General features: G+C 41.3%; 24 protein-coding genes. 10 read left to right on the forward strand and 14 right to left on the reverse strand.

Going from position 1 to position 21,229, the window contains the following annotated elements; all coding sequences use genetic code 11:
- Nucleotides 1–108: 108 nt before the first annotated feature.
- The 3 genes from PSI06_RS14885 to PSI06_RS14895 all read right to left on the reverse strand — a co-directional run bounded on the left by PSI06_RS14885 (nt 109) and on the right by PSI06_RS14895 (nt 1,679).
- The gene (locus tag PSI06_RS14885) at nt 109–384 is read right to left on the reverse strand and encodes a hypothetical protein (RefSeq protein WP_273604158.1); all 276 of its coding nucleotides are present in this window, start codon (nt 382–384) and stop codon (nt 109–111) included.
- A gap of 125 nt (nt 385–509) precedes the next feature.
- Nucleotides 510–884, reverse strand: coding sequence for a BlaI/MecI/CopY family transcriptional regulator (locus PSI06_RS14890; protein WP_248533343.1), 375 nt, complete (start codon nt 882–884; stop codon nt 510–512).
- Nucleotides 885–986: 102 nt separating this feature from the next.
- The gene (locus PSI06_RS14895) at nt 987–1,679 is read right to left on the reverse strand and encodes a pseudouridine synthase (protein ID WP_273604159.1); all 693 of its coding nucleotides are present in this window, start codon (nt 1,677–1,679) and stop codon (nt 987–989) included.
- A gap of 90 nt (nt 1,680–1,769) precedes the next feature.
- Here PSI06_RS14895 and PSI06_RS14900 point away from each other — a divergent pair, with 90 nt between their 5' ends.
- Together PSI06_RS14900 and PSI06_RS14905 are read left to right on the forward strand one after the other, a co-directional pair.
- Complete coding sequence (locus PSI06_RS14900; RefSeq protein ID WP_248463235.1) at nt 1,770–2,075, forward strand: DUF6482 family protein; 306 nt, start codon at nt 1,770–1,772, stop codon at nt 2,073–2,075.
- Nucleotides 2,076–2,116: 41 nt separating this feature from the next.
- Nucleotides 2,117–2,524: a GNAT family N-acetyltransferase gene (locus PSI06_RS14905; protein ID WP_273604160.1), complete on the forward strand. Its 408-nt coding sequence runs from the start codon at nt 2,117–2,119 to the stop codon at nt 2,522–2,524.
- A gap of 15 nt (nt 2,525–2,539) precedes the next feature.
- Here PSI06_RS14905 and PSI06_RS14910 read toward each other — a convergent pair whose 3' ends face one another.
- The 9 genes from PSI06_RS14910 to lptM all read right to left on the reverse strand — a co-directional run bounded on the left by PSI06_RS14910 (nt 2,540) and on the right by lptM (nt 9,992).
- Nucleotides 2,540–2,896 (reverse strand): HopJ type III effector protein, encoded by a 357-nt coding sequence (locus tag PSI06_RS14910; protein WP_273604161.1) that lies wholly within the window; start codon nt 2,894–2,896, stop codon nt 2,540–2,542.
- A 37-nt stretch (nt 2,897–2,933) separates the two neighbouring features.
- Nucleotides 2,934–4,235: a hypothetical protein gene (locus PSI06_RS14915; protein WP_273604162.1), complete on the reverse strand. Its 1,302-nt coding sequence runs from the start codon at nt 4,233–4,235 to the stop codon at nt 2,934–2,936.
- Nucleotides 4,236–4,259: 24 nt separating this feature from the next.
- Nucleotides 4,260–5,360, reverse strand: coding sequence for a retropepsin-like aspartic protease (locus PSI06_RS14920; protein WP_273604163.1), 1,101 nt, complete (start codon nt 5,358–5,360; stop codon nt 4,260–4,262).
- 24 nt (nt 5,361–5,384) lie between these two features.
- Entirely contained in the window at nt 5,385–6,092 is a 708-nt protein-coding gene (locus tag PSI06_RS14925) for an HAD-IA family hydrolase (protein WP_273604164.1), read from the reverse strand.
- 10 nt (nt 6,093–6,102) lie between these two features.
- Entirely contained in the window at nt 6,103–7,047 is a 945-nt protein-coding gene (locus PSI06_RS14930) for a tyrosine recombinase XerC (protein WP_273604165.1), read from the reverse strand.
- Nucleotides 7,044–7,655, reverse strand: a complete 612-nt coding sequence (locus PSI06_RS14935; protein ID WP_024032071.1) for a DUF484 family protein — start codon at nt 7,653–7,655, stop codon at nt 7,044–7,046. The genes PSI06_RS14930 and PSI06_RS14935 overlap by 4 nt, the downstream gene beginning before the upstream one ends.
- Nucleotides 7,652–8,482, reverse strand: coding sequence for a diaminopimelate epimerase (dapF, locus tag PSI06_RS14940; RefSeq protein WP_004588980.1), 831 nt, complete (start codon nt 8,480–8,482; stop codon nt 7,652–7,654). Before dapF ends, PSI06_RS14935 begins: the two co-directional genes overlap by 4 nt.
- A 64-nt stretch (nt 8,483–8,546) precedes the next feature.
- A complete protein-coding gene (lysA, locus tag PSI06_RS14945; protein WP_273604166.1) occupies nt 8,547–9,800 on the reverse strand; it encodes a diaminopimelate decarboxylase in 1,254 nt (417 codons plus the stop codon).
- Nucleotides 9,801–9,992, reverse strand: a complete 192-nt coding sequence (gene lptM / locus PSI06_RS14950) for an LPS translocon maturation chaperone LptM (RefSeq protein WP_004588978.1) — start codon at nt 9,990–9,992, stop codon at nt 9,801–9,803.
- Between the two features lie 148 nt (nt 9,993–10,140).
- On the opposite strand from lptM, the gene cyaY reads away from it, so the two are divergent.
- From cyaY to add, 8 genes are all read left to right on the forward strand, one after another.
- A complete protein-coding gene (gene cyaY / locus PSI06_RS14955; protein WP_004588977.1) occupies nt 10,141–10,464 on the forward strand; it encodes an iron donor protein CyaY in 324 nt (107 codons plus the stop codon).
- On the forward strand, nt 10,461–11,117 hold the full coding sequence (locus PSI06_RS14960) for an alpha/beta hydrolase (RefSeq protein ID WP_004588976.1): 657 nt from the start codon (nt 10,461–10,463) through the stop codon (nt 11,115–11,117). Before cyaY ends, PSI06_RS14960 begins: the two co-directional genes overlap by 4 nt.
- Nucleotides 11,118–11,138: 21 nt before the next feature.
- Nucleotides 11,139–12,074 (forward strand): DUF2914 domain-containing protein, encoded by a 936-nt coding sequence (locus tag PSI06_RS14965; protein ID WP_004588975.1) that lies wholly within the window; start codon nt 11,139–11,141, stop codon nt 12,072–12,074.
- Nucleotides 12,075–12,109: 35 nt separating this feature from the next.
- Nucleotides 12,110–13,048, forward strand: coding sequence for a hydroxymethylbilane synthase (gene hemC / locus PSI06_RS14970; RefSeq protein WP_273604167.1), 939 nt, complete (start codon nt 12,110–12,112; stop codon nt 13,046–13,048).
- On the forward strand, nt 13,049–14,881 hold the full coding sequence (locus PSI06_RS14975) for a uroporphyrinogen-III synthase (protein WP_273604168.1): 1,833 nt from the start codon (nt 13,049–13,051) through the stop codon (nt 14,879–14,881).
- Entirely contained in the window at nt 14,878–15,987 is a 1,110-nt protein-coding gene (locus tag PSI06_RS14980; protein WP_273604169.1) for a heme biosynthesis HemY N-terminal domain-containing protein, read from the forward strand. The genes PSI06_RS14975 and PSI06_RS14980 overlap by 4 nt, the downstream gene beginning before the upstream one ends.
- Nucleotides 15,988–16,033: 46 nt before the next feature.
- Nucleotides 16,034–18,724, forward strand: coding sequence for a CHASE domain-containing protein (locus PSI06_RS14985; protein ID WP_273604170.1), 2,691 nt, complete (start codon nt 16,034–16,036; stop codon nt 18,722–18,724).
- A gap of 138 nt (nt 18,725–18,862) precedes the next feature.
- Nucleotides 18,863–19,864: an adenosine deaminase gene (gene add / locus PSI06_RS14990; RefSeq protein WP_273604171.1), complete on the forward strand. Its 1,002-nt coding sequence runs from the start codon at nt 18,863–18,865 to the stop codon at nt 19,862–19,864.
- 46 nt (nt 19,865–19,910) lie between these two features.
- Here add and PSI06_RS14995 read toward each other — a convergent pair whose 3' ends face one another.
- Together PSI06_RS14995 and fre are read right to left on the reverse strand one after the other, a co-directional pair.
- On the reverse strand, nt 19,911–20,327 hold the full coding sequence (locus PSI06_RS14995; protein ID WP_004588969.1) for a CBS domain-containing protein: 417 nt from the start codon (nt 20,325–20,327) through the stop codon (nt 19,911–19,913).
- A 162-nt stretch (nt 20,328–20,489) separates the two neighbouring features.
- Nucleotides 20,490–21,203: an NAD(P)H-flavin reductase gene (fre, locus tag PSI06_RS15000; RefSeq protein ID WP_273604172.1), complete on the reverse strand. Its 714-nt coding sequence runs from the start codon at nt 21,201–21,203 to the stop codon at nt 20,490–20,492.
- Nucleotides 21,204–21,229 lie beyond the last annotated feature (26 nt).

Raw genomic sequence — 21,229 nt, forward strand, 5'->3', positions numbered from 1 at the left:
CCATGGCGCTTTTTAAACAAGATACATCTAAGTCAGCTAGTATGGCGAGGAAAAAGAAAATGGCAGGGCTAGACGATGATTACCGCTCAACCCTGTTAGAGTCTGGGATTAAAATGCGCTAGCCGTGAGAGGGTGTTCGCTATTAATTAAATAATTGAGCTGCAGATTTTTTATAAAGCGAATATGCACAACAAACGCTATGCTAAACAGCACTAGGCTAACCACTACATAAAGCACGGCCCAATTTAGGCCTAAGTTATTAATAAGGGGTTGGTTAGGCGTTATTAAATAATGGCTAATGGCGCTATTTTGCAGTGGCTTAATGTTACTTGGTAAGTTTGCAACCAGTAACGATACGGGGATTACGCATACTAATTTATACACAAAGCCTGGGCCAAGCAGCCTTAAACTAAAACGCTCACATATAATAAACCCGCCAAGCATTATGCTGAGTAATAATTGCTGCTCTAGTAACCAGTTAAAAAGGTTTGAATATCCATAGCCACTCCTTACTTTTGGTTTTTTTCCCAGTCATCGATGACCTTTTTTAACTCGTTTATATCTTGCTGCGAAAGCTGCTCTGATTTAGCAAACCCGCTTACCAGCGGCGCTATACGGCCACTAAAAAAACGCTCAATAAAGTTTTTGCTTTCTTTTAATGTGTAGTCGGCGCGCTCCATACAAGGAGTATAAATATATTGGCGGCCGTCTTTTTCAAAGGTCAGTGCGCCTTTTTTAACTAATCGACCCAGTAGGGTTTTAATGGTTTTTTCGTGCCATTGTTTGTCATCGCTTAAGCGCTCAATAATTTGGCTGGCGGTTGCTGGGTAATTAATCCAAAGCGCGTCAAGTACTTCAAATTCTGCTTTTGATAACTCAATCATTTTATTGCCTACAAATGTAATCTTTAAATAAAGACTACACCTGTAATCTATTTTTGCAAGGTTATTTTTTAACTTTTTATAGTGTAATTAAGTGACTTGGTATTAGATTTTTGAAATATCTGTTTTATTAATTTGTATATAGTGGTTTTCAGGGAGGTTTAGTCTTGAAAGAGCAAGTTCGCTAAATTGCACTCTAAATAAATCAATTACTTTAAAGCCGCAGTAATGCGCCATTTTACGTATTTGTCTGTTAAGCCCTTGCTTTAAAATAATACTAAACTGGTTGTCAGTTATTTTTGTTACTTCACACGGTAAGGTTACTTGCTTATCAACAGGCACCCCTGCGGCCATTTTTTCGCAAAACGCGTTATTAATAGGTTTATCTACCGTGACTAAATAACGTTTAGGCTGGTGGAAGTCAGGGTGAATAAGTTGATTACAAAAATCTCCGTCGTTGGTCAAAATAAGCAAGCCACGAGAGTCTTTATCTAATCGGCCAATGGGATAAACCCGAGTGAGGGTAGGTAAATGGTGAATAAGGCTGGCAGGGTCATTTTCATTTAATTTGCAGTCAATACCTACAGGCTTGTGGTACGCAAAATAAACCAAATCGGCAGCCCCTTTAACTGCTTGGCCATTAACTATTACGTCGTCTTGCTCATTAACGTGATCAATATGATTAGCAGGGCGATTATTTACCGTTACTACCCCTTCATCTATTAAGCGTGATGCTTGTTTTCGTGAGCACACACCAGCGTGAGCAATGTATTTAGCGAGTCGAATTTTATTGCTCATAAGCTTTAAAGGCAGTGATGTAATAATTTGATCGCGATTATAGCAAAGGTGCGTATCTATAAAGTTACTTTTTATTAAAAGGCGATTGTTATGGGTATGAAATTTTCTGAGTTAAAAAAGCACGAACCATTACAAAAAGTGGTCGCGCACTCCCTTGAAATGGCGCTCTATCAGGTGTCTGTCATTATAAATAACGTAGAGTATTACGTTACTGAAGAAAATGGCGAGTTTGTTAAAGCGCTCAGCCCGCTGCATATTCAAAAACGTTTTGAAAAAATAGCCTACGCCGAAATGGTACTGCGCCATACTAGCGCTTACGATGAAATGTGCGGGCAACCCGAAAAAATAAGCAGCAATTTGCTAGAAGTACCTTATGGAAAAAATAACCTTTTTTAATTAAGTTTGTTTGCTAGTATCTGCTTCTTTAAGGGCGGTACATGTATCAATTAAAAGCAGATAATACCGATGCGTTAAACTCAGCGCTTCGCACTAAAATAGTTGAATTTAACGCACAGCACTTTGATGCGCAAAGAGTGCCATTAGGCTATAAATTTGTTGATGAGCAAGGTGAGCTTGTTGCAGGTATTAGTGGGTGTGTGTTCGGTAATTGGCTAATGATTAACTGGCTTTGGTGTAGCGATACCGCGCGGAGCAAGGGGTTAGCAGGCAAACTTTTAAATGCGCTTGAGCTTGCTGCTATTGAGCGCGGCGCTAATACAGCACAGCTTGATACGCTTGATTTTCAGGCCAAGCCTTTTTATGAAAAGCGCGGATACGTGGTTAAGTATCAGCTTAACAACTATCCGCGATCTGGTACGCGTTACTTTATGGAAAAAACGCTTTAATTTAGTAGCTTAGTGTTATTTCGCTTTTAGCGGCTCACCATCAAAGCTCAGGCCTAAAAATGGAGTCGCTTCTGGCGCTAACATAAATGTGCGAATGTTCATGTGATCATCGCCTTTAGGGTTTTGTAGTACGTCTTCGCGGTAAAACTTACCAAAGCAATCCAATGTATTTTGCTTGCTTAAATCGTTTAATTTAGCAAACGCAAAAATTTTACATGAGCCGTTGTTCTCGCTTGCAGAGCTAAGTAAGCCGTGGTTATTAAATCCACACGCGGTAAAATCGTAATTAGCTTCTATTACCGCCATGGTATCGCTAAATTGTATGCTTTTAGGGTTGTCTGCAAGTTGCTGTAAAAAATCGTTTAATAACATGTTTGTCCTTTTCTAACAGAAGATTCAAAGAGAAAAATTAATAGTCGTTGCTTGTAAGCTCTGCACTTAAAAGCTTTCCGTCATAAATATAAAAATAACCATCCCAGTGTTGAGAAGTAAATTCTGCTGAGTCAAAGAACTCGTCGTAATCGCCTAACTTAGCAAGGCTTGCAACAGGGTCGTTGTATTTTACGCCTGATAAGTTCCACTGTGTACTTTGGTTAATATAGCCAGCTAATGCGGCGAGCTTAATTTTAGCGGTTGAAAAGGGCTCCACAAGCTTTAATTTAGAAATGTAGCCATTGCCTTCATATATAAACTCATAACAAGGAGTAATGATTATATTGTCATGATCTTCATTAACCACTTTAAGCGTTTTACTATTTTTGTGTTTTTTTAAGTATTCATCGGCCAATATTGTGCCGTTATAGCATTGAGTGTTGCTCTTTATATGTTCAATTAATTCTCCGTGCGATATACCAACAACTCTTTGCTCTGATTTGTTAATGGATACTTTATAAGATGCGGTTTCCACTTCATCAAAACTGTTTTTTAATTTATTAATTGCTGGTTGGGTTAAATCTGTATCTAAGAAAATAGCCTGATCTGTACCGGTGCTTATTTGTAATTTTTCATTTGCCAAAGAAAGCTCATTATTTATCACCATAGGTAGTAGCGTTTCATGGAACTGATAACCTATAAATACATTGTTTTTAAAGTGAAAAGCATGATTCCTTCCATATACAAGTATTGCGTTATTGCTATCGCTTAGCGATAAACTAGCAAGTCCGAGAGACGCTAATACCTGCTGATAGCTACTGCCAAATTGGAGTCCAAAAAAGTTAGTGGGGGTGATGAGGGGGTTGTTAAATTGAGTAAACTTAGGGGAACTGTTTATGTCTAAAGTGACATCAATTGCATTCCCCTCAATGGTATTTGAGAGGCTGTGCTTGTGCATTCCAGAAATAAATAGCTCGCTAGTCATAGCGACTTGTTGATTGCAGTTTTTTGAGGGGGTGAGCTTAATAAGGTAATGTAATTTTTTTTGGGCTCTGCTTATTGTAGGAGTTTCAGCAGCGTGGCTGCTATTTGTAGTAAAGCGTTCCTCTACATATAGTTGCTCATGCTGTTGATTGTACTGTTCGCTATACTTATTCAGCGCTTTTTGTCTAAGGTTTTGTCTTTTTCTTTGATGGTTATCTAAATCTCTCAGTGTAGCGCTAAGGCTTATTTCTATTTCGGGTGAAATAGCCTCACAACTTTTGTCTTTTACAAAATAATTTGTTGCCTGAGCAGTACATTGCCAAAAACAAAGTAGTGTAAATAGTAGAGTACGCATAAACTTCCTTTTATTATTTTTTGTTTATTTAGCACTCAACTCTAACTCATCTGTTTGTTGATTTATATTAAATTTAAATCTAGATAAAAAGTTCATTCCTAACAAACCTTGGCCGCGGGTGTTTTCAATACTGAGCACTTCAAAACCGTAAATAGTTTGCATCCCTACTTTAAACGACTCAATTTGGTAGCGTTTTACTCTAATTTGCCCATTCGCCGTGTTTACGGTTACATCGCCTAAATACAGTGGTCGGGGTGAAAGTTGGTTAAGCACGTCACTCGAAAGAGAAGTAATACTTGCGCCGGTATCTATCATTAGCTCTGTTTGGATTGAGCTATTTAGCTCGGTGCTAATTAAGTAATGTGCGCCGTAGGGGGTAAGCGCAATAAAGTCATCTTGCGATTGAGCTTTCTCTATCATTGCGTGTAAGGCAGTTACTTCGGCTTGTAGTGGGTGATTTGATGGCATGCGCTCAATAGTTGTTAAGGCGCTAATAAAGTCCTCTAGTTGATAATAAGCATGAGCGAGTGCGTATAAAAAATGGCTATTGTCGTTTTGATAGTCGAGCCAAATTTGAGTTTGTTCAATAATTGTTTGCCAATTTTGCTGCTCACTCAAACTATGCAGTTCGTTAGTCGTTAAATGCACAAGGCGCCTATCTACAGGGTCTTGTTGGTGCTTATTTAATAATGGGTAGAGCTCAAATAGCGCAATAATTGCGTTTTGCCGTTGCCCGCTTTTTACTAGGTAATCAACGTGTAAAGTGAGTAACTCGGTATTGTAAGGGTCTTTATTTAAAAGTGCATTTAACAATGACTGGCTAAGCGGTAGGTTTGTGTTTAGCCATTGCTTTAGTTGTGCTACCCACGAAGCGTATAAAGTATGTGCTTTTTTTGGAGCGCTTAGATTTAGTTGCTGATACGTATTTACAGCATCATCAAATTTGTGTTGTGTAAATTGCTGTTGAGCTTGGCTGAGCAGGTTACTTTTTGGCGCTTTGATGCTCTTGCCGCTGTGGATTTTTTGTGTGCCAACTACAGGCTGTTTTTGTGGCCACAATAAGTAAGCGTTTAGGCTAAGCGAGCCTATTAATAGCAAGGTAATTAGCTTGGTATAATGGCTCATTGCAACCTCTTCGTTCTATTTAGGCTATTTGATAAAGTGCGCTAAGGCATGAATATTCGCAATTTCAACATCGGCAAGGCCTTTGTAGTGATAAGCCGCACCTTGGTCTTTTAACCAAACCGATTGGCAGCCTGCATTATTAGCGCCTTGTACGTCGGTATCTAGGCTATCGCCAATATGTAAAATTTCACTTTTAGCCACGTTTAAGTGCGCGGCGGCTTTATCAAACAGTGTACCGTGGGGTTTGGCTTTACCGTGCATACCAGCTTGCAATACTAGCGCAAATTTATCGCGTAAGTTAAAGCGCTCAATTTCAACATTGCCATTGGTTATTGCAACCAGCGTAAAGTGCTGGGCTAAGTTATCTAGCAGCTTTAGTACGTCGTCGGTTACCACTATTTTACTGCGCGCATCGGCAAAGGCGTTATAGGCAGCATCGGCATGATGCTCTACCTCTTGCTCATTTAAATCTAGCTTTGAAAGAGCTAAGCGAAGCGTATGTTGGCGCCATTTAGTTACATTATCAGCAAGCTCTGGTAACTGTAATACAGCCTCGTTGCGGCATTGTTGCCAGTATTTTGGGCCTTGTTGTAAGTAGCTGGGTAGCGCGTTTAAATAATCTTGCTGGGCTTTAACCGCGGCTTTTATTATGGGGTGGTTGTTATACAGGGTGTCGTCTAAATCAAAGCTCATAACTGAAAAAGGGCGAGGAGCACGATTAAATCGGATCATAATTACATTCCTAATCGGTTTGTTTTTTAGCGCGCGGATGAGTGTTGTCGTACACTTTTGCTAAATGCTGAAAATCTAAATGCGTATATACTTGCGTAGCCGATAAACTACTGTGCCCTAATAATTCTTGCACAGCGCGTAAATCGCCAGATGATTCTAAAATATGAGAGGCAAACGAGTGGCGAAGTTTATGCGGGTGCACTTGTGAGCTAATGCCTTGTTTTATTCCCCACTCTTGCATGCGTAAGCGAACTTGGCGAACCGAAATACGATTTTTTTTACTGCTTAAAAACACCGCCATTTCGTCAGGCTTTGCAAATTGCCCCCGTATGTTGAGCCAATTTTTTAACGCTGTGAGCGCTTTGCGACCCACGGGAATGAGGCGCTCTTTGTTACCTTTACCTTTGACTAATATTTCGCCGCTTACGGCGTTTATATCGCGTAAGTTGGTGCCAACTAACTCGCTAATGCGCAGCCCAGATGAATACATAAGCTCCATCATAGCCTTGTCTCGTATGGCTAATGGGTCGTCATCGTTAATCTCTAGTAGGCTTGCCATCTGATCTACATCGAGATTTTTAGGTAAAGGCTTAGAAAATTTAGGCCCTTTAATGCCTTGTGCTGGGTTATGATAATGCGCGTGCTGAGCAATGTTTTTGGCTTTTAAAAATTTATACAAACTACGAATGCAGCTTAATTTTAAACTAATGGTGCGCCCACTTAATTGCTTTGAACGAAGCGCCATGCTGTAGCGGCGAATATGCTCGCCTTGTACGCCAAACCAGTCATCACATAATTTACTAAAATACAGGGCGGCAAAGTTTAGTTGGCTAACATACTGATTTACAGTGTGCTCTGAGTACTGTCTTTCGTACTTTAAATAGTCACTAAATAAATGAATGGGTGTACGCCAATGCTCACTTAATTGCTCAGTGTTAGGCGTCTCGTCGCTCATGCCAATTCCAACAGCCTAAGTTGCAATGCATGAACAAAATCAAGCACGAATAGGTTATCTTGTGCGGGTTCAAAATGGTTTTCATCATGGCTGCCAAAGGCCAATATAGCGACGGGTTTTTCAGCGCAACCAATAAGATAAATAGCAGAAGACTGCGTGTTTTCGCAAAATAATAGCTCGCGCTCTTGCTGATTAACGCGTCCTAAGTAGTGCCCAAATTGGCTAAGGCGGTGCTCAATAAGCCCATCTAAAGTGTTGTTGTATTTAACCAACCTGCACTCGCTAATATGTGGGCTGGTACAAATAATATTGCGCAAATTAGCGGCAAGCGTATTAAAGTCGTAGTTTGTCCACAGTTGGCGGTGGCATTGGCTAAACAAGCGATATACTAGCTCATTTTGCGTAGCGTGTTCGCTCATACTGTGTATTTGATTTTTTAACTGAGTATTGTGCTCGCGCAATTGGCGCTGTTGTATGTGCACAAGCGAGGTGGCACCTTGCGTTTTGTGGTGTAACTCAAGTTGTGCAAGTAGCTCTGGCTGCTCTATTAAAAAATCAGGGTGGCGCGCCAAATACTCAGCGACTTGCTCTTTTGTTAGCTCGCTCATAAGGCAACTTGCCCATCAAATACATGCTCGGCTGGGCCGGTCATGCGGACAGGGTGGCCTTCGCCGCTCCAACGTACTTGTAATGTGCCGCCGGGTAAATCAACTTGTACCGTGGTGTTAAGTTTGCTTTGAATGTGGCCAATTACCATTGCTGCGCAGGCACCCGTGCCACACGCTAGGGTTTCACTAACGCCGCGTTCCCACACTCTAAGTTTTATATGATCTTGCGATACCACTTGCATAAAGCCAATATTGGCACGATTTGGAAAACGTTCGTGGTTTTCAAGCAGCGGACCAAGCACCTCAACTTGGGCGGTAGCTATATCGTCAACTTCTAACACGCAATGCGGATTACCCATAGACACAGCGCCACTAAATACAGTGTGCTCTTGAGCTCTTATTATATAAGTAAGTTCTCGCTTGCTGGCTTTAAGCGGGATTTTAGCAGGCTCAAAATTAGGATGACCCATGTTTACCGTTACTTGGCCGTCTTTTTCTATGTATAGCGTGAGGTTACCCGACTTAGTCGAGACACTAATTTTGTGCTTGTTAGTTAAGCCTTTCATGCGCACAAAGCGGGCAAAACAGCGTGCGCCATTTCCGCATTGTTCTACTTCATTGCCATCGGCATTAAATATACGATAATGGAAGTCGAGATCAGGGGAGTAAGGGGCTTCAACCATAAGTAATTGGTCAAAGCCAATACCAAAGTGGCGATCAGCCAGTTTTTTGATTTGATCGCGAGACAAAAATACATTTTGTGTAATGTTATCAATTACAACAAAGTCGTTGCCTAAGCCGTGCATTTTGGAAAAATTAACTAACATAGCGCTCTAATTCGGGTTTGCTCTGCGCTAATCATGCCACAGAGCAGCGCCTTAACAAAAACGTTTATGGTAAAATTTTCTCACCTTGATAAAGGCTCTCGATGGTTTCGCGTTGGCGAATAAGGTGGTGTTGCTCACCATCTACCATTATTTCGGCCACGCGTGGGCGAGAGTTGTAGTTTGAACTCATTGTAAAACCATAGGCACCAGCACTTCGCTGCGCCAATAAGTCGCCTTGTTTAAGGGCTAGCTCGCGGTCTTTTCCTAAAAAGTCGCCGGTTTCGCACACTGGGCCCACAATATCAAAGTTATGTGTTGGGGTGTCGTCATCGCGCACCGATACAGGAATGATTTTTTGCCATGCCTGATAAAGCGAAGGGCGAAGCATGTCGTTCATACCCGCATCGACAATGGCAAAAAATTTATCCTGGTTTTGCTTAATAAACTCAACCTGCGTTACTAAAATTCCAGCATTAGCGGCTATAGCGCGCCCTGGCTCAAAAATAAGCTCAAGGTGTTTGTAATTGGCTAAGCGCTCGGTAACCTGCGCAGCATATTCACTTGGGTGGGGTGGCTGTTCATCATTATAAGGAACGCCTAACCCGCCGCCAATATCTAAATGAGTAAGCTCAATACCATTTGCTTTAAGCTCATCTATTAATGCCATTAGCTTATCAAGCGCTTCTAAAAAAGGTTTAACCTCAGTTAATTGCGAGCCTATGTGGCAATCTACACCGGTTACTTTTAGACCTGGTAAAGACGCCGCATGCTGATAAACGCTCATAGCCGTTTGAATATCGATACCAAACTTGTTTTCTTTTAAACCGGTAGAAATATACGGGTGTGTTTTGGCATCTATATCAGGGTTTACACGAATAGAAATAGGGGCTTCTAAATTTAACTCGCACGCTACCTCAGAAATACGCTCAAGCTCTGAGGCCGATTCAACGTTAAAGCATTTAATGCCTAACTTTAGTGCATAAGCAATCTCGTCGGCGGTTTTAGCCACACCTGAAAACACCACTTTACTGGCATCACCGCCAGCTTTTATTACACGCGCCAACTCACCTTTAGACACTATGTCAAACCCTGAGCCTAAACGCGCTAATATATTTAATACTGCAATATTAGAATTGGCTTTAACTGCGTAGCACACCAAACTTTTATGATTTTTAGTGGCATTTGCAAAGGCTAAATAATGGCGCTCAAAAGTAGCACGCGAGTACACATAACACGGCGTACCATAGTGCTGAGCAATTGTGGCAATGCTGACATCTTCGGCAAATAATTGATTGTTTTGATAGTTAAAATAATCCATTTATTGCTCCTGCACTTGCTCTGTGTTGGTTTTTTTTACGGGCGTTGGCTGTGCTGTATTAGGGGGTGTGTTTTGCTCAGCCTGTTGTTCTGGTAAATACAAAGGCCCGCTTTGGCCGCAGCCAGCTAATGCACTTAGCAGTAAAGTACTTATATATAGTCGTTTTAATTGTAAGGTATGTGTCGCTTTCATTAGATTAATACGGTTGCTGGCTTTATAATCGCAGAGTAACAGAATATCTAAAAAATGCAGCTATTCGCGGATGATTTTATTCCTGTTACACTAGCTGTATATAAACCGTACCCAATATTAGGCAGCTCGCCTGCAAAGGAAAATTACAATGACTGAACACGAATATCACCAATTAGCCGAAGCTCTTATGTTCACAATTGAAGAGCAAGTTGATGATTGCGAAGCAGATTTAGACTACGAATCGGCAGAGGGTATTTTAGAAATAATTTTCCCTGATAAAAGTAAAATTGTAATTAACAAACAAGCGCCTTTGCATCAAGTGTGGGTTGCGACTAAATTTAATGGCCACCATTTTGAAATGCGTGACGGCCAGTGGATTGATAACCGCTCTGGCGCAGAGTTTTGGGAGTTTATGAACCAAGCGTCTACTCGCCAAGCTGGCCAAGAAATTAAGTGGCAATCAAGCTTATGAGTTTAGAGTTTGCACAATACCCAGCGCAAGGTGAGCACAAAGCCACTGTTATTTGGCTGCATGGTTTAGGCGACTCTGGCGATGGCTTTGCACCGGTTGCACCGCAACTTAACTTACCCAGTGAGCTTGGTATACGATTTATTTTTCCGCATGCGCCTATTCAACCGGTCACCATAAATGGTGGCATGGAAATGCGCTCGTGGTACGACATTAAATCTATAGAATTAGACAAACGTGCCGATGAACAAGGCGTGAGAGATTCAGCCGAAAAAGTGCAAGCCCTGATCAATCAAGAAATTGAAAATGGTATACCTGCCAATAAAATTATTTTGGCGGGCTTTTCGCAAGGGGGCGTGGTGTCTTTACATTTAGCGCCGCGATTTGAGCACAAACTTGCAGGTGTTATGGCGCTGTCTACTTATATGTGCGTGCCTGAAAAGCTAGCGCAAGAAGCAAAGCATACTGATTTAAATGTATTTATGGCTCATGGTAGCCAAGATAATGTAGTGCCGCATAGCGCGGGTAGAAGTGCGTTTGAAGTATTAACAGCACATAACATGGATGTAAGCTGGCAAGAATACCCTATGGCTCATCAGGTTTGCGCAGAAGAACTGCAAGCTATTCGCCAATGGTTAATTGCCCGTTTAAGCTAATTTGGAGCCGCTGAGGTCAATATGAGTCAAAAAATAGTTATTAAAGCAAATGTAAAACGCGAACCACAAAATAGTGTACCTAATGTAAGCTACGAGTGGCATTGGCGTCGTATTGCGAGTGTTTCTATGTTGGTAGCAATGACCTCGGCAGCGGTTGTGTATGGCTTAACTAGCTCGGTAAATGCCGAGCAGGGCGAGCAACCTAATGAGCAATCGCCGTATTCACCTTTAAGCGACAACACAGCAGATAATGTTGAGCCCACGGTGAGTATAAATGACGAGCAAACGCGCCCAAATGAGCTTATAAATGATATAGCAGATGTTGCGCCAGCGGTGCTTGAGGATGAAAGCGTTAATAATACTTCGTTAGCGCAAAGCAATAATGAGCAAACGGATATAGAACCAATTGCTAACGTCCAAAGCAATCAAGTTTCTGTTATTGAGCAATCAGATACCGAACTCGCTGAGCCTATCGCTAATCAGCCGCTTACTAGCACGCAGTTAAGCGCATCACCCAATGAACAGCTTCCAGATATTGAAAACGACGACGGTTCGCTAACCAGCAGTGAAGGCTTTTCATCTAATGCGCACATTGCCAGTGTTGCGTTAGGTGCACAAATTGATACAGGTAAAATTAGCCGTGCAGTGCTTACTCGCAAAGTAAGTAAGCGCGAGCCCACTAATGTATTTGCTGCAGATATCCGCTTAAATCAGTTTGAGGAGGCACTTTCGTTTTTTAGTGAGCTTAAAAACCTACAAGGCCAACAAGTAAAGCATGTATGGTCTTATGAGGGTGAAACCATGGCTGAGATTTCACTTAATGTTACCTCGCCGCGCTACAGAACGTACTCAACCAAAAATATTATGAATACACAAACAGGCCATTGGCGTGTAGATGTTGTTGATGAGCAAGGTAATTTAATTGCTCAAAAAGAATTTAGAATTTTAGCTAATTAAGCTTGGCTATTAGCTGTAACTATTTGGATACCCCTATGACAGAAAAAACAAAGTTAGTACGCATTGCAACCCGTAAAAGTGCTTTAGCGCTTTGGCAGGCTGAATTTGTAAAAGCACAGCTTGAGCATTTTCATGCTGATGTGCGCGTAGAATTAGTCCCTATGTCTACTCAAGGGGATATTATTTTAGATACACCGCTTGCTAAAATTGGTGGTAAAGGCTTGTTTGTTAAAGAGCTTGAGCAAGCAATGTTATATGGCCGCGCGGATATTGCTGTGCATTCAATGAAAGATGTACCCGTTGAATTTCCAGAAGGCTTAGCACTGCACACAATTTGTGAGCGTGAAGACCCGCGCGACGCATTTGTATCAAATAACTTTGCCAATTTAAGCGAATTACCAAAAGGCGCTGTAGTAGGCACTTCTAGCCTTCGTCGTCAGTGCCAAATTAGAGCTTTGCGCCCTGATTTAGTCATTAAAGACTTACGTGGTAATGTTAATACTCGTTTAGCTAAGCTAGATGATGGCCAGTACGATGCGATTATTTTAGCCGCAGCCGGACTGCTACGTTTAAAAATGGACGAGCGTATTGCTGATTATATTGAGCCTGAGGTATCTCTACCTGCTAACGGACAAGGTGCTGTCGGCATTGAATGTCGTATTGACGATGAAGTAACAAAAGCCTTACTGGCCCCGCTTGAGCATACCCAAACACGTATTCGTGTAAATGCAGAGCGTGCTATGAATCGTCATTTAGAAGGTGGCTGCCAAGTACCAATTGGTGCCTACGCATTAGTTGATGGCGAGCAAGTGCATTTACGTGGCCTCGTGGGCGCGGTAGATGGTAGTGAAATTTTACATGACGAAGTAACCGGTCATATAAATGATGCAGAAGCTATCGGTGTGCAGCTTGCTAAAAAATTATTAGCGCAAGGCGCCGACAAAATATTAGCAGAAGTATATAGAGACGCATAAATGACACATATCCTGGTAACTCGGCCCGAAGGAAAAGGCGCAGCCCTTGCTCAGCAACTTGAGCAAGCGGGTTATCAGGCGTCATTATTTCCTGTTTTAAAAATATCCTACCTTACGCCTTCTTCTACCGAGCTAAGCCCGTTAATTAATGCCGATAAAATTATTTTTATCTCTCAAGATGCCGTTACCGCCCTTGCGCAATTAAAGCCAACAATAAATACCAAAGCGCAATTTTACGCAGTAGGGCAGCAAACTGCAGATACTATTTATGCGTTATTTGGCGTGCGCGCAGCAGTGCCTAAGCTACATGATTCTGAAGGGTTATTGGCGCTAAACTCGTTAGCTGAGGTTGATGGTAGCAATATTGTATTAGTAAAAGGCCAAGCGGGGCGTCCAGATATTGCCAAAACCTTAAAGGCGCGTGGGGCATTTTTAAATAACTGTGTGGTATACAAGCGCGAGCCAATAAGCGCTGAAAAAACCAACTGGACAGACCACTGGCAAAGCCTGAAAGTACAAGGTATAGTCATAACCAGTAATGCAGCAGTTGATGCAATATTTAATAACCTGACTGAACAACAGTTACAGTGGTTACAACAGTGCCGATTTTATGTTGCTAGCGAGCGTATAGCCGCTTATTTACAACAGCAACAGGTAAGCTCGGCTAATATACACATTGCCGCAGGGGCAAGCGATACCGCTATGTTTTCCTGCATAAAACAGCAAGGTAGCAAGATGAGCGAACAGTCAAAGCCAGTAACGGCAGATAACACACCAACCACTAAGGCAGCGGCCTCTGCACAAAAAAAAGAGGCAGCTAAAGCACACAGTAAACCACATAACGATAAGCAAAAAATAAGTAAATTAGCGGTATTAGCGCTGATCATTTCGCTTATTGTTGCCTGTGGTGTGGGGTATGAGTTTTACCAAAAACTCAATGCAGGTAAAGCCCAAAATGTAGCTGTTAATGAACTAAAAGAAGAAAACGCGTTATTGTCACAAGAGTTACAGGCGCTCAAGTCTGCGCAATCTAATCTTCAGCAAGCATTGTTCAATAGTGAGCAAAAAGTGGCAGCTGCGCTTAATGAAAGTGCAGAGAGTAACCAGCAACAATTAAAAGCAGCATTGCAACAAGCTCAGCAGCAAGGCGCTTCACTAAACCCGCAAGAAGTAACCAGCTTACAACGTATGGCTGAGTTTAAACTGTGGGCTGAAAAAGATTACCAAGGTGCCAGCGCTGTACTTAAACGCTTAGATGCCTTATTGAGTGAACACCCAGGTACTGTTGCAGTTCGCCAAGCAATAACACAAGACATTCAAACACTAGATAGCTTAAAACCTATCCCAACAGAAGCCATTTACTTAAAGCTTAATAGCGTGTTATCAAACATAGATAAGCTTGCATTTAATGCCGTTAACATACCGCAAGAAGCAACAGAAATTGAAAAAAATGCCTTGAGTGAAGATGTAAGCGATTGGCAGCAAAACCTAAGTAATAGCTGGAATAAGCTAGTTGATAGCTTTATTACTATTCGCCAGCACGAAGGGGTTGCTATAGAGCCACTGCTAACCGATCAGGAGCGCCACTTAATTAATCAACGTATTAAATTAAATGTGACGCAAGCTCAAGATGCATTAATGAGCAAACAAGCGAGCATTTATTTTAGTGCCATAAGTGAGGCAAAGCGTCTTGTTAATGAGTACTTTAAACAAGATGACGAGGCGACAAAAGTGGTTATAAATGCACTAACTAGCCTAGAAAAAGAGCCATTAAACTTTAACCCTGAAGTAAACCTACAAAGTACGCAGCAGGTTAAGGAGTGGGCGCAATGATAGGGCTTATAGTATTAATTGTTGCGATTGTTTTAGTTTTAGCGATTACGCCATTTGTACTGGATGAAAAAGGCTATGTGCTGATCTCGTTTAACAACACCACGATTGAAGGCACGATTGTATCGTTTTGTATTATGGCGGTAATTAGTGCAACAATTTTGTTTTTAACTTACAAATTAGTGCGCTATTTATTGTCGATTTATCATAATACTAAACATGGATTTTTTGCGCGTAGCGAAGAGCGAAAGCAAGCAGCTATAGAGCAAGCCTTATGGAGTGCGATAAACGATGATTACGAGCTTGTTGAGCAAGCGTTATCAGGTAATAGTGTACCCAGTAAGTTTGAAGATATACGCTTAGCGCTATTAGCAAAAGCAGCGCTTGCTAATAACCAAACCGACAAAGCTCTAGAGCGTTTATTTGAAATTAGCCCAGAGCAGCAACTTAACGTTACTAAACTTTGGATAGCCAGTGGCGATAGCAGCGCAATAGAATCACAAATGCGTGCAAACAGCGATTCAAAAAAAGCGACACCACTTGAGCTTAAGCTATACGCCGAAATACTTGTACAGCAACAGCACTTTAGTGCTCTTGAAGACTTTTTACCGCGTTTACTTCGCAAAAAAGTCCTTAACGATGCGCAGTGGACACAGCTGTTTAATGCCTATTTTAATGCACAAGCTAGCGATAAAATCACTGAAAAATATAAACAACTTCCTAAAAAGCTACAAGCTCATGCTAATACAGCTTACTTAATGCAAATGGCTAAAGTGGGTCAGTTAAGTGCGATTGAAAGTGACTTAATTAAAATGGTGAAGCACGACGAGCAACATGCTCAGCTGGCTAATATATTAAGTAACGCCACCTCGGCAGAGGCTGTAAAGCTTCAAAGTAGTATTCAAGAGCGCCTGAAAAAAGATGATGCAAACAACGCATTATTACTCTCGCTTGCGTGTTTAGCTAATGCCCAAGGCGATTATGAGTTAGCCGCAAAGGTTTTTGATAAAGCCTTGAATATCGAAAACAAAAAGCAATTTGCTCAGCAAGCAGCGCTTAGCTATAAAAATACCGCACAAGCCGATAAAGCACTCGTTTTGTATCAATAAAGGCTACACTTATACTTTTGCAGCTTTGATATTCGGGAGCATTGGGTTGAAACACTTTTTTATTGTCACTGTCAGTTTAGCGTGCGCTTACTTTTTTACCGGATATTTTAGTAATTTACTATTAGCGATAGATGGCTACGCAGTGGCTGTGTGGCCGCCTTCGGGAATTGCGCTTGCTGGCTTTTTAATTTGGGGCAGAAAGAGCTTACTAGGTATTGTTTTAGGGGCTTTTTTTACTAACCTCATTCATTTAGAAAGCGCCTCAGCGATATTTCAATTAAGTGTATTTATGCATGCTGCGGCTGTTACCTTTGCTGCTACTTTACAAGCATGGGTAGGTAGCCAATTGGTCACTAAAGTGATTAAAGCACCACTCGACTTATCTTCTTTAAAGCACTGTATTCAAAGCCTCGTTGTTGCCGGCCCATTGTGCTGTGTTATAGCTGCAGGTGTAGGCACCAGCTTATTAATTTTTAATGGCGTTATTGTGTCTCAAGCCGGTTGGGATACGTTTATAGCGTGGTGGATAGGCGACAGTATTGGAGTGCTTGTTTTTACTCCGCTTATGCTGGCGGCATTTAACTATTCACAGGTAAATTATCGCCTACAAGTTATACTGCCCTCACTGTTAATTTATATGGTTATAAGTATTAGCTTTTATGGCGCGGCCAGTGTAAAAAAAGAAAAAAATATTCAAAAAGAAGAGCTGAAAATATTAGCCACTCAAGATGCTATCAACAATAAAATTAACGAAATAACAGCACATCTCGCCTTACTGGCGAGCTTTTTTTCTAGTAGTGACGATGTGAGCTTTACAGAATTTAAGCAGTTTACTTCTAAGCAGCTTCGTTACAGCGAAGAAATTTTAGCATTTGAGTGGGTGCCCTACTTACCAAGTGAAAACCTAGCTCAGTATATAGAGGTTAATAACAATACAGAGCTGGCTAAATATAGCTTAAAAGAAAGAGCAAAAGATGGCAGTTGGCAGGCCGTACCCCCTCGAGATTTTTACTACCCCGTACAATACGCACATCCTTTGTCGGGAAATGAAGACGTAATTGGCTTTGATCTTGCCTCAAATGAGGTAAGGCGATCTGCATTAATAAAAGCAAAAGTGTTAAATGAGTTGGTGATCAGTGAGCCAATAAATTTAGTACAAAACGAAGCTGAGCGCGGCGTGTTGTTTTTTCATCCGGTGTTTGGCAACAATATTACCGAAGACGATTTTAAAGGTTTTGTGGTAGCCGTTGTTAGTTTAGAGAGACTATCAAACGCGGTGTTATTTGATCAAAATAACGGCGTTGCAGTGAGCTTTACAGACACCACAACAGAGAATAATGCACAGCCTATTTTTATTGCCGATCATCAACAACTATTGCCGTTAAAAGACTATAAGTTATTGGTAGGTAAGCGGGTATGGCAGGTGGAGCTGCATCAGCCAATGCAACGAGAGTCATGGTTAGTTTACTGGCTTGCACAAATAGCCGGCATGTTATTTGTTTGGCTGCTTATTACCTTTTTAATATCGGTAACGGGTACCAATATTCGTATACGTGAGCAGGTAGCAAAACAAACAAAAATTTTACGCTTAGAAAAGCAAAAGGCCGATGAAGCCAATGAAATAAAAAGCCAGTTTTTAGCAAATATGAGCCACGAAGTTCGCACGCCTATTAATGGTATTAAAGGGCTGCATTATTTAGCCCTACAGCAAAACGATTGGCAGCAAGCTCGCAGCTATATTGAACAAGCAGATGGGGCACTAGGCGTATTGCTAAGAGTATTAAATGATGTGCTCGATTTTTCTAAAATGGAAGCAGGCAAACTTGATTTAATTCAAGAGCCAATTGATGTAGGCACACTCAGTGAAGAAGTGGCTAATTTGCTGCAGTTTGATATAGAAGCAAAGTCGCTAGAATTTATGCTTGATTACGATAAATCAAGTAACTTGGTTATCAACACCGACCCAATACGCTTAAAACAAGTTTTGCTAAACCTAATCAATAATGCCATTAAGTTTACGGCCAAAGGCAGCATCACGCTTAAAGTGTGGCAATCAAAAAAAATGACTTACTTTAGCGTTAACGATACCGGTATTGGTATTAGTAAAGAGGCGCAAAAACAGCTCTTTAAACCGTTTGCACAAGCCGATAGCTCTACCTCGCGTCAATATGGCGGCACGGGCTTAGGTTTAAGTATATGCAAAAAGCTTGTAGAGTTGATGGGCGGAGAAATTGATTTAATAAGCCACGAAGGGCACGGTTCTACGTTTACTTTTAGCCTGCCAATTTATTCGCCACTACCAAAGGCTGAGCAAATAAAGCAACAATATGATGAGATAGATGTTAGTACGCTTTCTTTTGCAGATTATAAATTATTGCTTGTTGAAGATAACCCATTAAATCAGCACGTCGCGAGCGCTATTTTAAAAACCAAAGGGTGCGTTGCTGATATTGCTAATGATGGTTTTGAGGCGATTGAAAAGCTGACAGAGCATACCTACGACATTGTGCTTATGGATATACAAATGCCAAAAATGGATGGCCTTGAAGCCACGCGAGTTATTCGTAATGAACTTGGTTTGTTTGACCTACCTATTATTGGCTTATCTGCTAATGCCCACGATGACGATGTTAAAAAAGCAGTTGCCAGCGGTATGGATAATTATATTACTAAACCCATTGAAGCAAATACCTTATTTAAAACACTCTGGCATCACTTAGCTCATCAAAATAAGTGAACAAAAACCTAATTTTGTTCACTTTTTGAGTAAAAAGCAGACATATGACCGCTAATATTTACTTTAACTGCTCTACACTTGAAAAATAACTGTACCTGCGTATCATGCGCGCAATTTTAACCTAACCGAGTCGCTATTATGATAAATAAAAAATTACCTCTGCTAGATATTCATCGTCATTTAGATGGCAATGTACGTGCGCAAACCATACTAGAGCTTGGTCGACAGTTTAATATTACGCTACCTGCTGATAACGTAGAGGCGCTTATCCCTCATGTGCAGGTTATTGATCCTGAGCCTGATTTAATGGCTTTTTTACAAAAGCTCGACTGGGGGGTAACGGTACTGGGCGACTACGACGCCTGTAGACGCATTGCCGTTGAAAACATAGAAGATGCTCAAGCGCAGGGACTTGATTATGTAGAGCTTCGCTTTAGCCCGTATTATATGGCACAAAGCCAAGGCTTACACCCGCAAGGGGTGGTTGAGGCCGTGGTTGATGGTATTAAATCGGCTACTCAAGGCGCCAATATTAAAGCAAACTTAATTGGTATTATGTCGCGTACTTACGGTGTTAAAACTTGTCAGCAGGAGCTTGACGCATTACTTGCCTTTAAAAATGATTTAGTGGCGATTGATTTAGCCGGAGATGAAATTGGTTTTCCGGGAGAGCTTTTTGTTGAACAATTTAAGCAAGTAAGAGACGCTTACCTGGCCGCTACCATCCATGCCGGTGAAGCGCTGGGCGCAGCGAGTATTTGGCAAGCCATTAATGAATTAGGTGCAAGCCGTATAGGCCATGGGGTAAAAGCAATTGAAGACCCTAAACTAATGGACTACCTGCGCGATAACCGCATTGGTATTGAGTCGTGCTTAACCAGTAATATTCAAACCAGTACCGTAAACGATTTAGCTAAACACCCCCTTAAACAGTTTTTAGATCACGGTATTTTAGCGTGTATTAATACCGACGATCCGGCTGTAGAGGGCATTGAAATTGAGCATGAATATTTAGTGGCTGCACCAAAGGCGGGTTTAACACAAGCCGATATGCATAAGGCACAAGCTAATGCCTTAGAGATTGCATTTTTAAGCGATAGCGATAAATACGCATTAACTGCGCTTGCTGCAGCACGTTAAACACGCTTAATACAAAAAATGCCGCTTATTAGCGGCATTTTTTATGTTAGCTTACTTTTGTTTGGCAGCTCACGTAATTATCAAACAGTGCTTTTAATACATCGCTTCGGCCAATCAGCCCTATTACGGTATCACCCTCAACAACGGGATAGTTTTTTGGCTTTCCTGTTTTCATTTGCTCTGCAAGCTCGATAATGTTGGTATCGGCATTAACGGTTACAACCTCGGTTTGCATAAGCTGCGAAACTTTTACAACGCCATCGCAAAAATAGCTGCTTCGCATTAATGGTTTTAACAGCTCTTGCTCAGATATAAAACCAACCAGCGATTTATTGTCATCAAATACTGGTGCACCTAATAAGTTAAACTTTTGCAGCTCGCTAATAGCGGTGGTCATTTCGGTATTGGGGGTAATGTGTGGCAACTTACGTTGCATAAAATCTTTTACTTTTGTATTTAACATTTGGGTCTCTCCCGCTGATGTTCTATACAAAGTATGGTTTATAGATAGGAATTTAGGAAATTGTTTATACTGATTAAAGTAATAGGTTATACCAATTAATAGCTTAAATTTGATAGAAATAACAAAGGCGCCATGGGGCGCCTTTGTATTATAAATAAAAATTTATTTTATAAACGCGAATGCATCGGCGTACATGTTTTCGCGAACAGCACCGTGAGCAATAAAGTCATCACGGACAATGCCTATCATGTCAAAGCGACCAGCCATATAAATGTCGTAAGGTTCTAACGACACAATATCTTGCATTACTGCTTTGTGTACAAACCCAGTGTGGCCTTGCCAATTAGCAGATGGGTTTTCTACAACAGGAATAAATTTAAAGTGCTCGTTACTCTCTGCCCATGCTTGCATTTCGCTGTGAGCATACAATGCAGACTCTTCTTTAACACCCCAGTAAAATAGTACCGGGCGGTCGCAGTTAATTTCAGCTAAGTGATCAGCCATTGATTTTGCATAAGAAAAACCAGTGCCGCCAGCCAATAAAATAATAGGGCGCTCGCATTGTAGGCGTAGTTGCGATACACCAAGGCCGGCTTCTATATCTACCGGTGTATTATTTTGATGCGCATTACGTAAATGCTCAAGCGATTGCATTGCGTATGAATCGGCTTCAGATGCGCCAATATGAAGCTCTATTTCATCACATTGCGATGGACGACTTGCAATCGAAAATGCGCGCTTGTCTTTTTCGCCAAGTACAAGTTGCATGTATTGGCCAGCTTCAAACGTAACAGGTTGTTGAGGCTTTAAAATTACTTTATGAACAAATTCTGTAAGTGGGCTGATGGCAACAACTTCAGCTTTTAATGTTTGCATTTTTTACCTTTTAGCAGCGTTTACGC

This window comes from Pseudoalteromonas sp. GABNS16E (genome assembly GCF_028598715.1).
Taxonomy (GTDB): Bacteria; Pseudomonadota; Gammaproteobacteria; order Enterobacterales; family Alteromonadaceae; genus Pseudoalteromonas; species Pseudoalteromonas atlantica.

Coding starts and splice junctions, on each gene's coding strand:
- PSI06_RS14890 (WP_248533343.1), bottom strand. CDS start 884: ATGATTGAGTTATCAAAAGCAGAATTTGAAGTACTTGACGCGCTTTGG.
- PSI06_RS14895 (WP_273604159.1), bottom strand. CDS start 1,679: ATGAGCAATAAAATTCGACTCGCTAAATACATTGCTCACGCTGGTGTG.
- PSI06_RS14900 (WP_248463235.1), top strand. CDS start 1,770: ATGGGTATGAAATTTTCTGAGTTAAAAAAGCACGAACCATTACAAAAA.
- PSI06_RS14905 (WP_273604160.1), top strand. CDS start 2,117: ATGTATCAATTAAAAGCAGATAATACCGATGCGTTAAACTCAGCGCTT.
- PSI06_RS14910 (WP_273604161.1), bottom strand. CDS start 2,896: ATGTTATTAAACGATTTTTTACAGCAACTTGCAGACAACCCTAAAAGC.
- PSI06_RS14915 (WP_273604162.1), bottom strand. CDS start 4,235: ATGCGTACTCTACTATTTACACTACTTTGTTTTTGGCAATGTACTGCT.
- PSI06_RS14920 (WP_273604163.1), bottom strand. CDS start 5,360: ATGAGCCATTATACCAAGCTAATTACCTTGCTATTAATAGGCTCGCTT.
- PSI06_RS14925 (WP_273604164.1), bottom strand. CDS start 6,092: ATGATCCGATTTAATCGTGCTCCTCGCCCTTTTTCAGTTATGAGCTTT.
- PSI06_RS14930 (WP_273604165.1), bottom strand. CDS start 7,047: ATGAGCGACGAGACGCCTAACACTGAGCAATTAAGTGAGCATTGGCGT.
- PSI06_RS14935 (WP_024032071.1), bottom strand. CDS start 7,655: ATGAGCGAGCTAACAAAAGAGCAAGTCGCTGAGTATTTGGCGCGCCAC.
- dapF (WP_004588980.1), bottom strand. CDS start 8,482: ATGTTAGTTAATTTTTCCAAAATGCACGGCTTAGGCAACGACTTTGTT.
- lysA (WP_273604166.1), bottom strand. CDS start 9,800: ATGGATTATTTTAACTATCAAAACAATCAATTATTTGCCGAAGATGTC.
- lptM (WP_004588978.1), bottom strand. CDS start 9,992: ATGAAAGCGACACATACCTTACAATTAAAACGACTATATATAAGTACT.
- cyaY (WP_004588977.1), top strand. CDS start 10,141: ATGACTGAACACGAATATCACCAATTAGCCGAAGCTCTTATGTTCACA.
- PSI06_RS14960 (WP_004588976.1), top strand. CDS start 10,461: ATGAGTTTAGAGTTTGCACAATACCCAGCGCAAGGTGAGCACAAAGCC.
- PSI06_RS14965 (WP_004588975.1), top strand. CDS start 11,139: ATGAGTCAAAAAATAGTTATTAAAGCAAATGTAAAACGCGAACCACAA.
- hemC (WP_273604167.1), top strand. CDS start 12,110: ATGACAGAAAAAACAAAGTTAGTACGCATTGCAACCCGTAAAAGTGCT.
- PSI06_RS14975 (WP_273604168.1), top strand. CDS start 13,049: ATGACACATATCCTGGTAACTCGGCCCGAAGGAAAAGGCGCAGCCCTT.
- PSI06_RS14980 (WP_273604169.1), top strand. CDS start 14,878: ATGATAGGGCTTATAGTATTAATTGTTGCGATTGTTTTAGTTTTAGCG.
- add (WP_273604171.1), top strand. CDS start 18,863: ATGATAAATAAAAAATTACCTCTGCTAGATATTCATCGTCATTTAGAT.
- PSI06_RS14995 (WP_004588969.1), bottom strand. CDS start 20,327: ATGTTAAATACAAAAGTAAAAGATTTTATGCAACGTAAGTTGCCACAC.
- fre (WP_273604172.1), bottom strand. CDS start 21,203: ATGCAAACATTAAAAGCTGAAGTTGTTGCCATCAGCCCACTTACAGAA.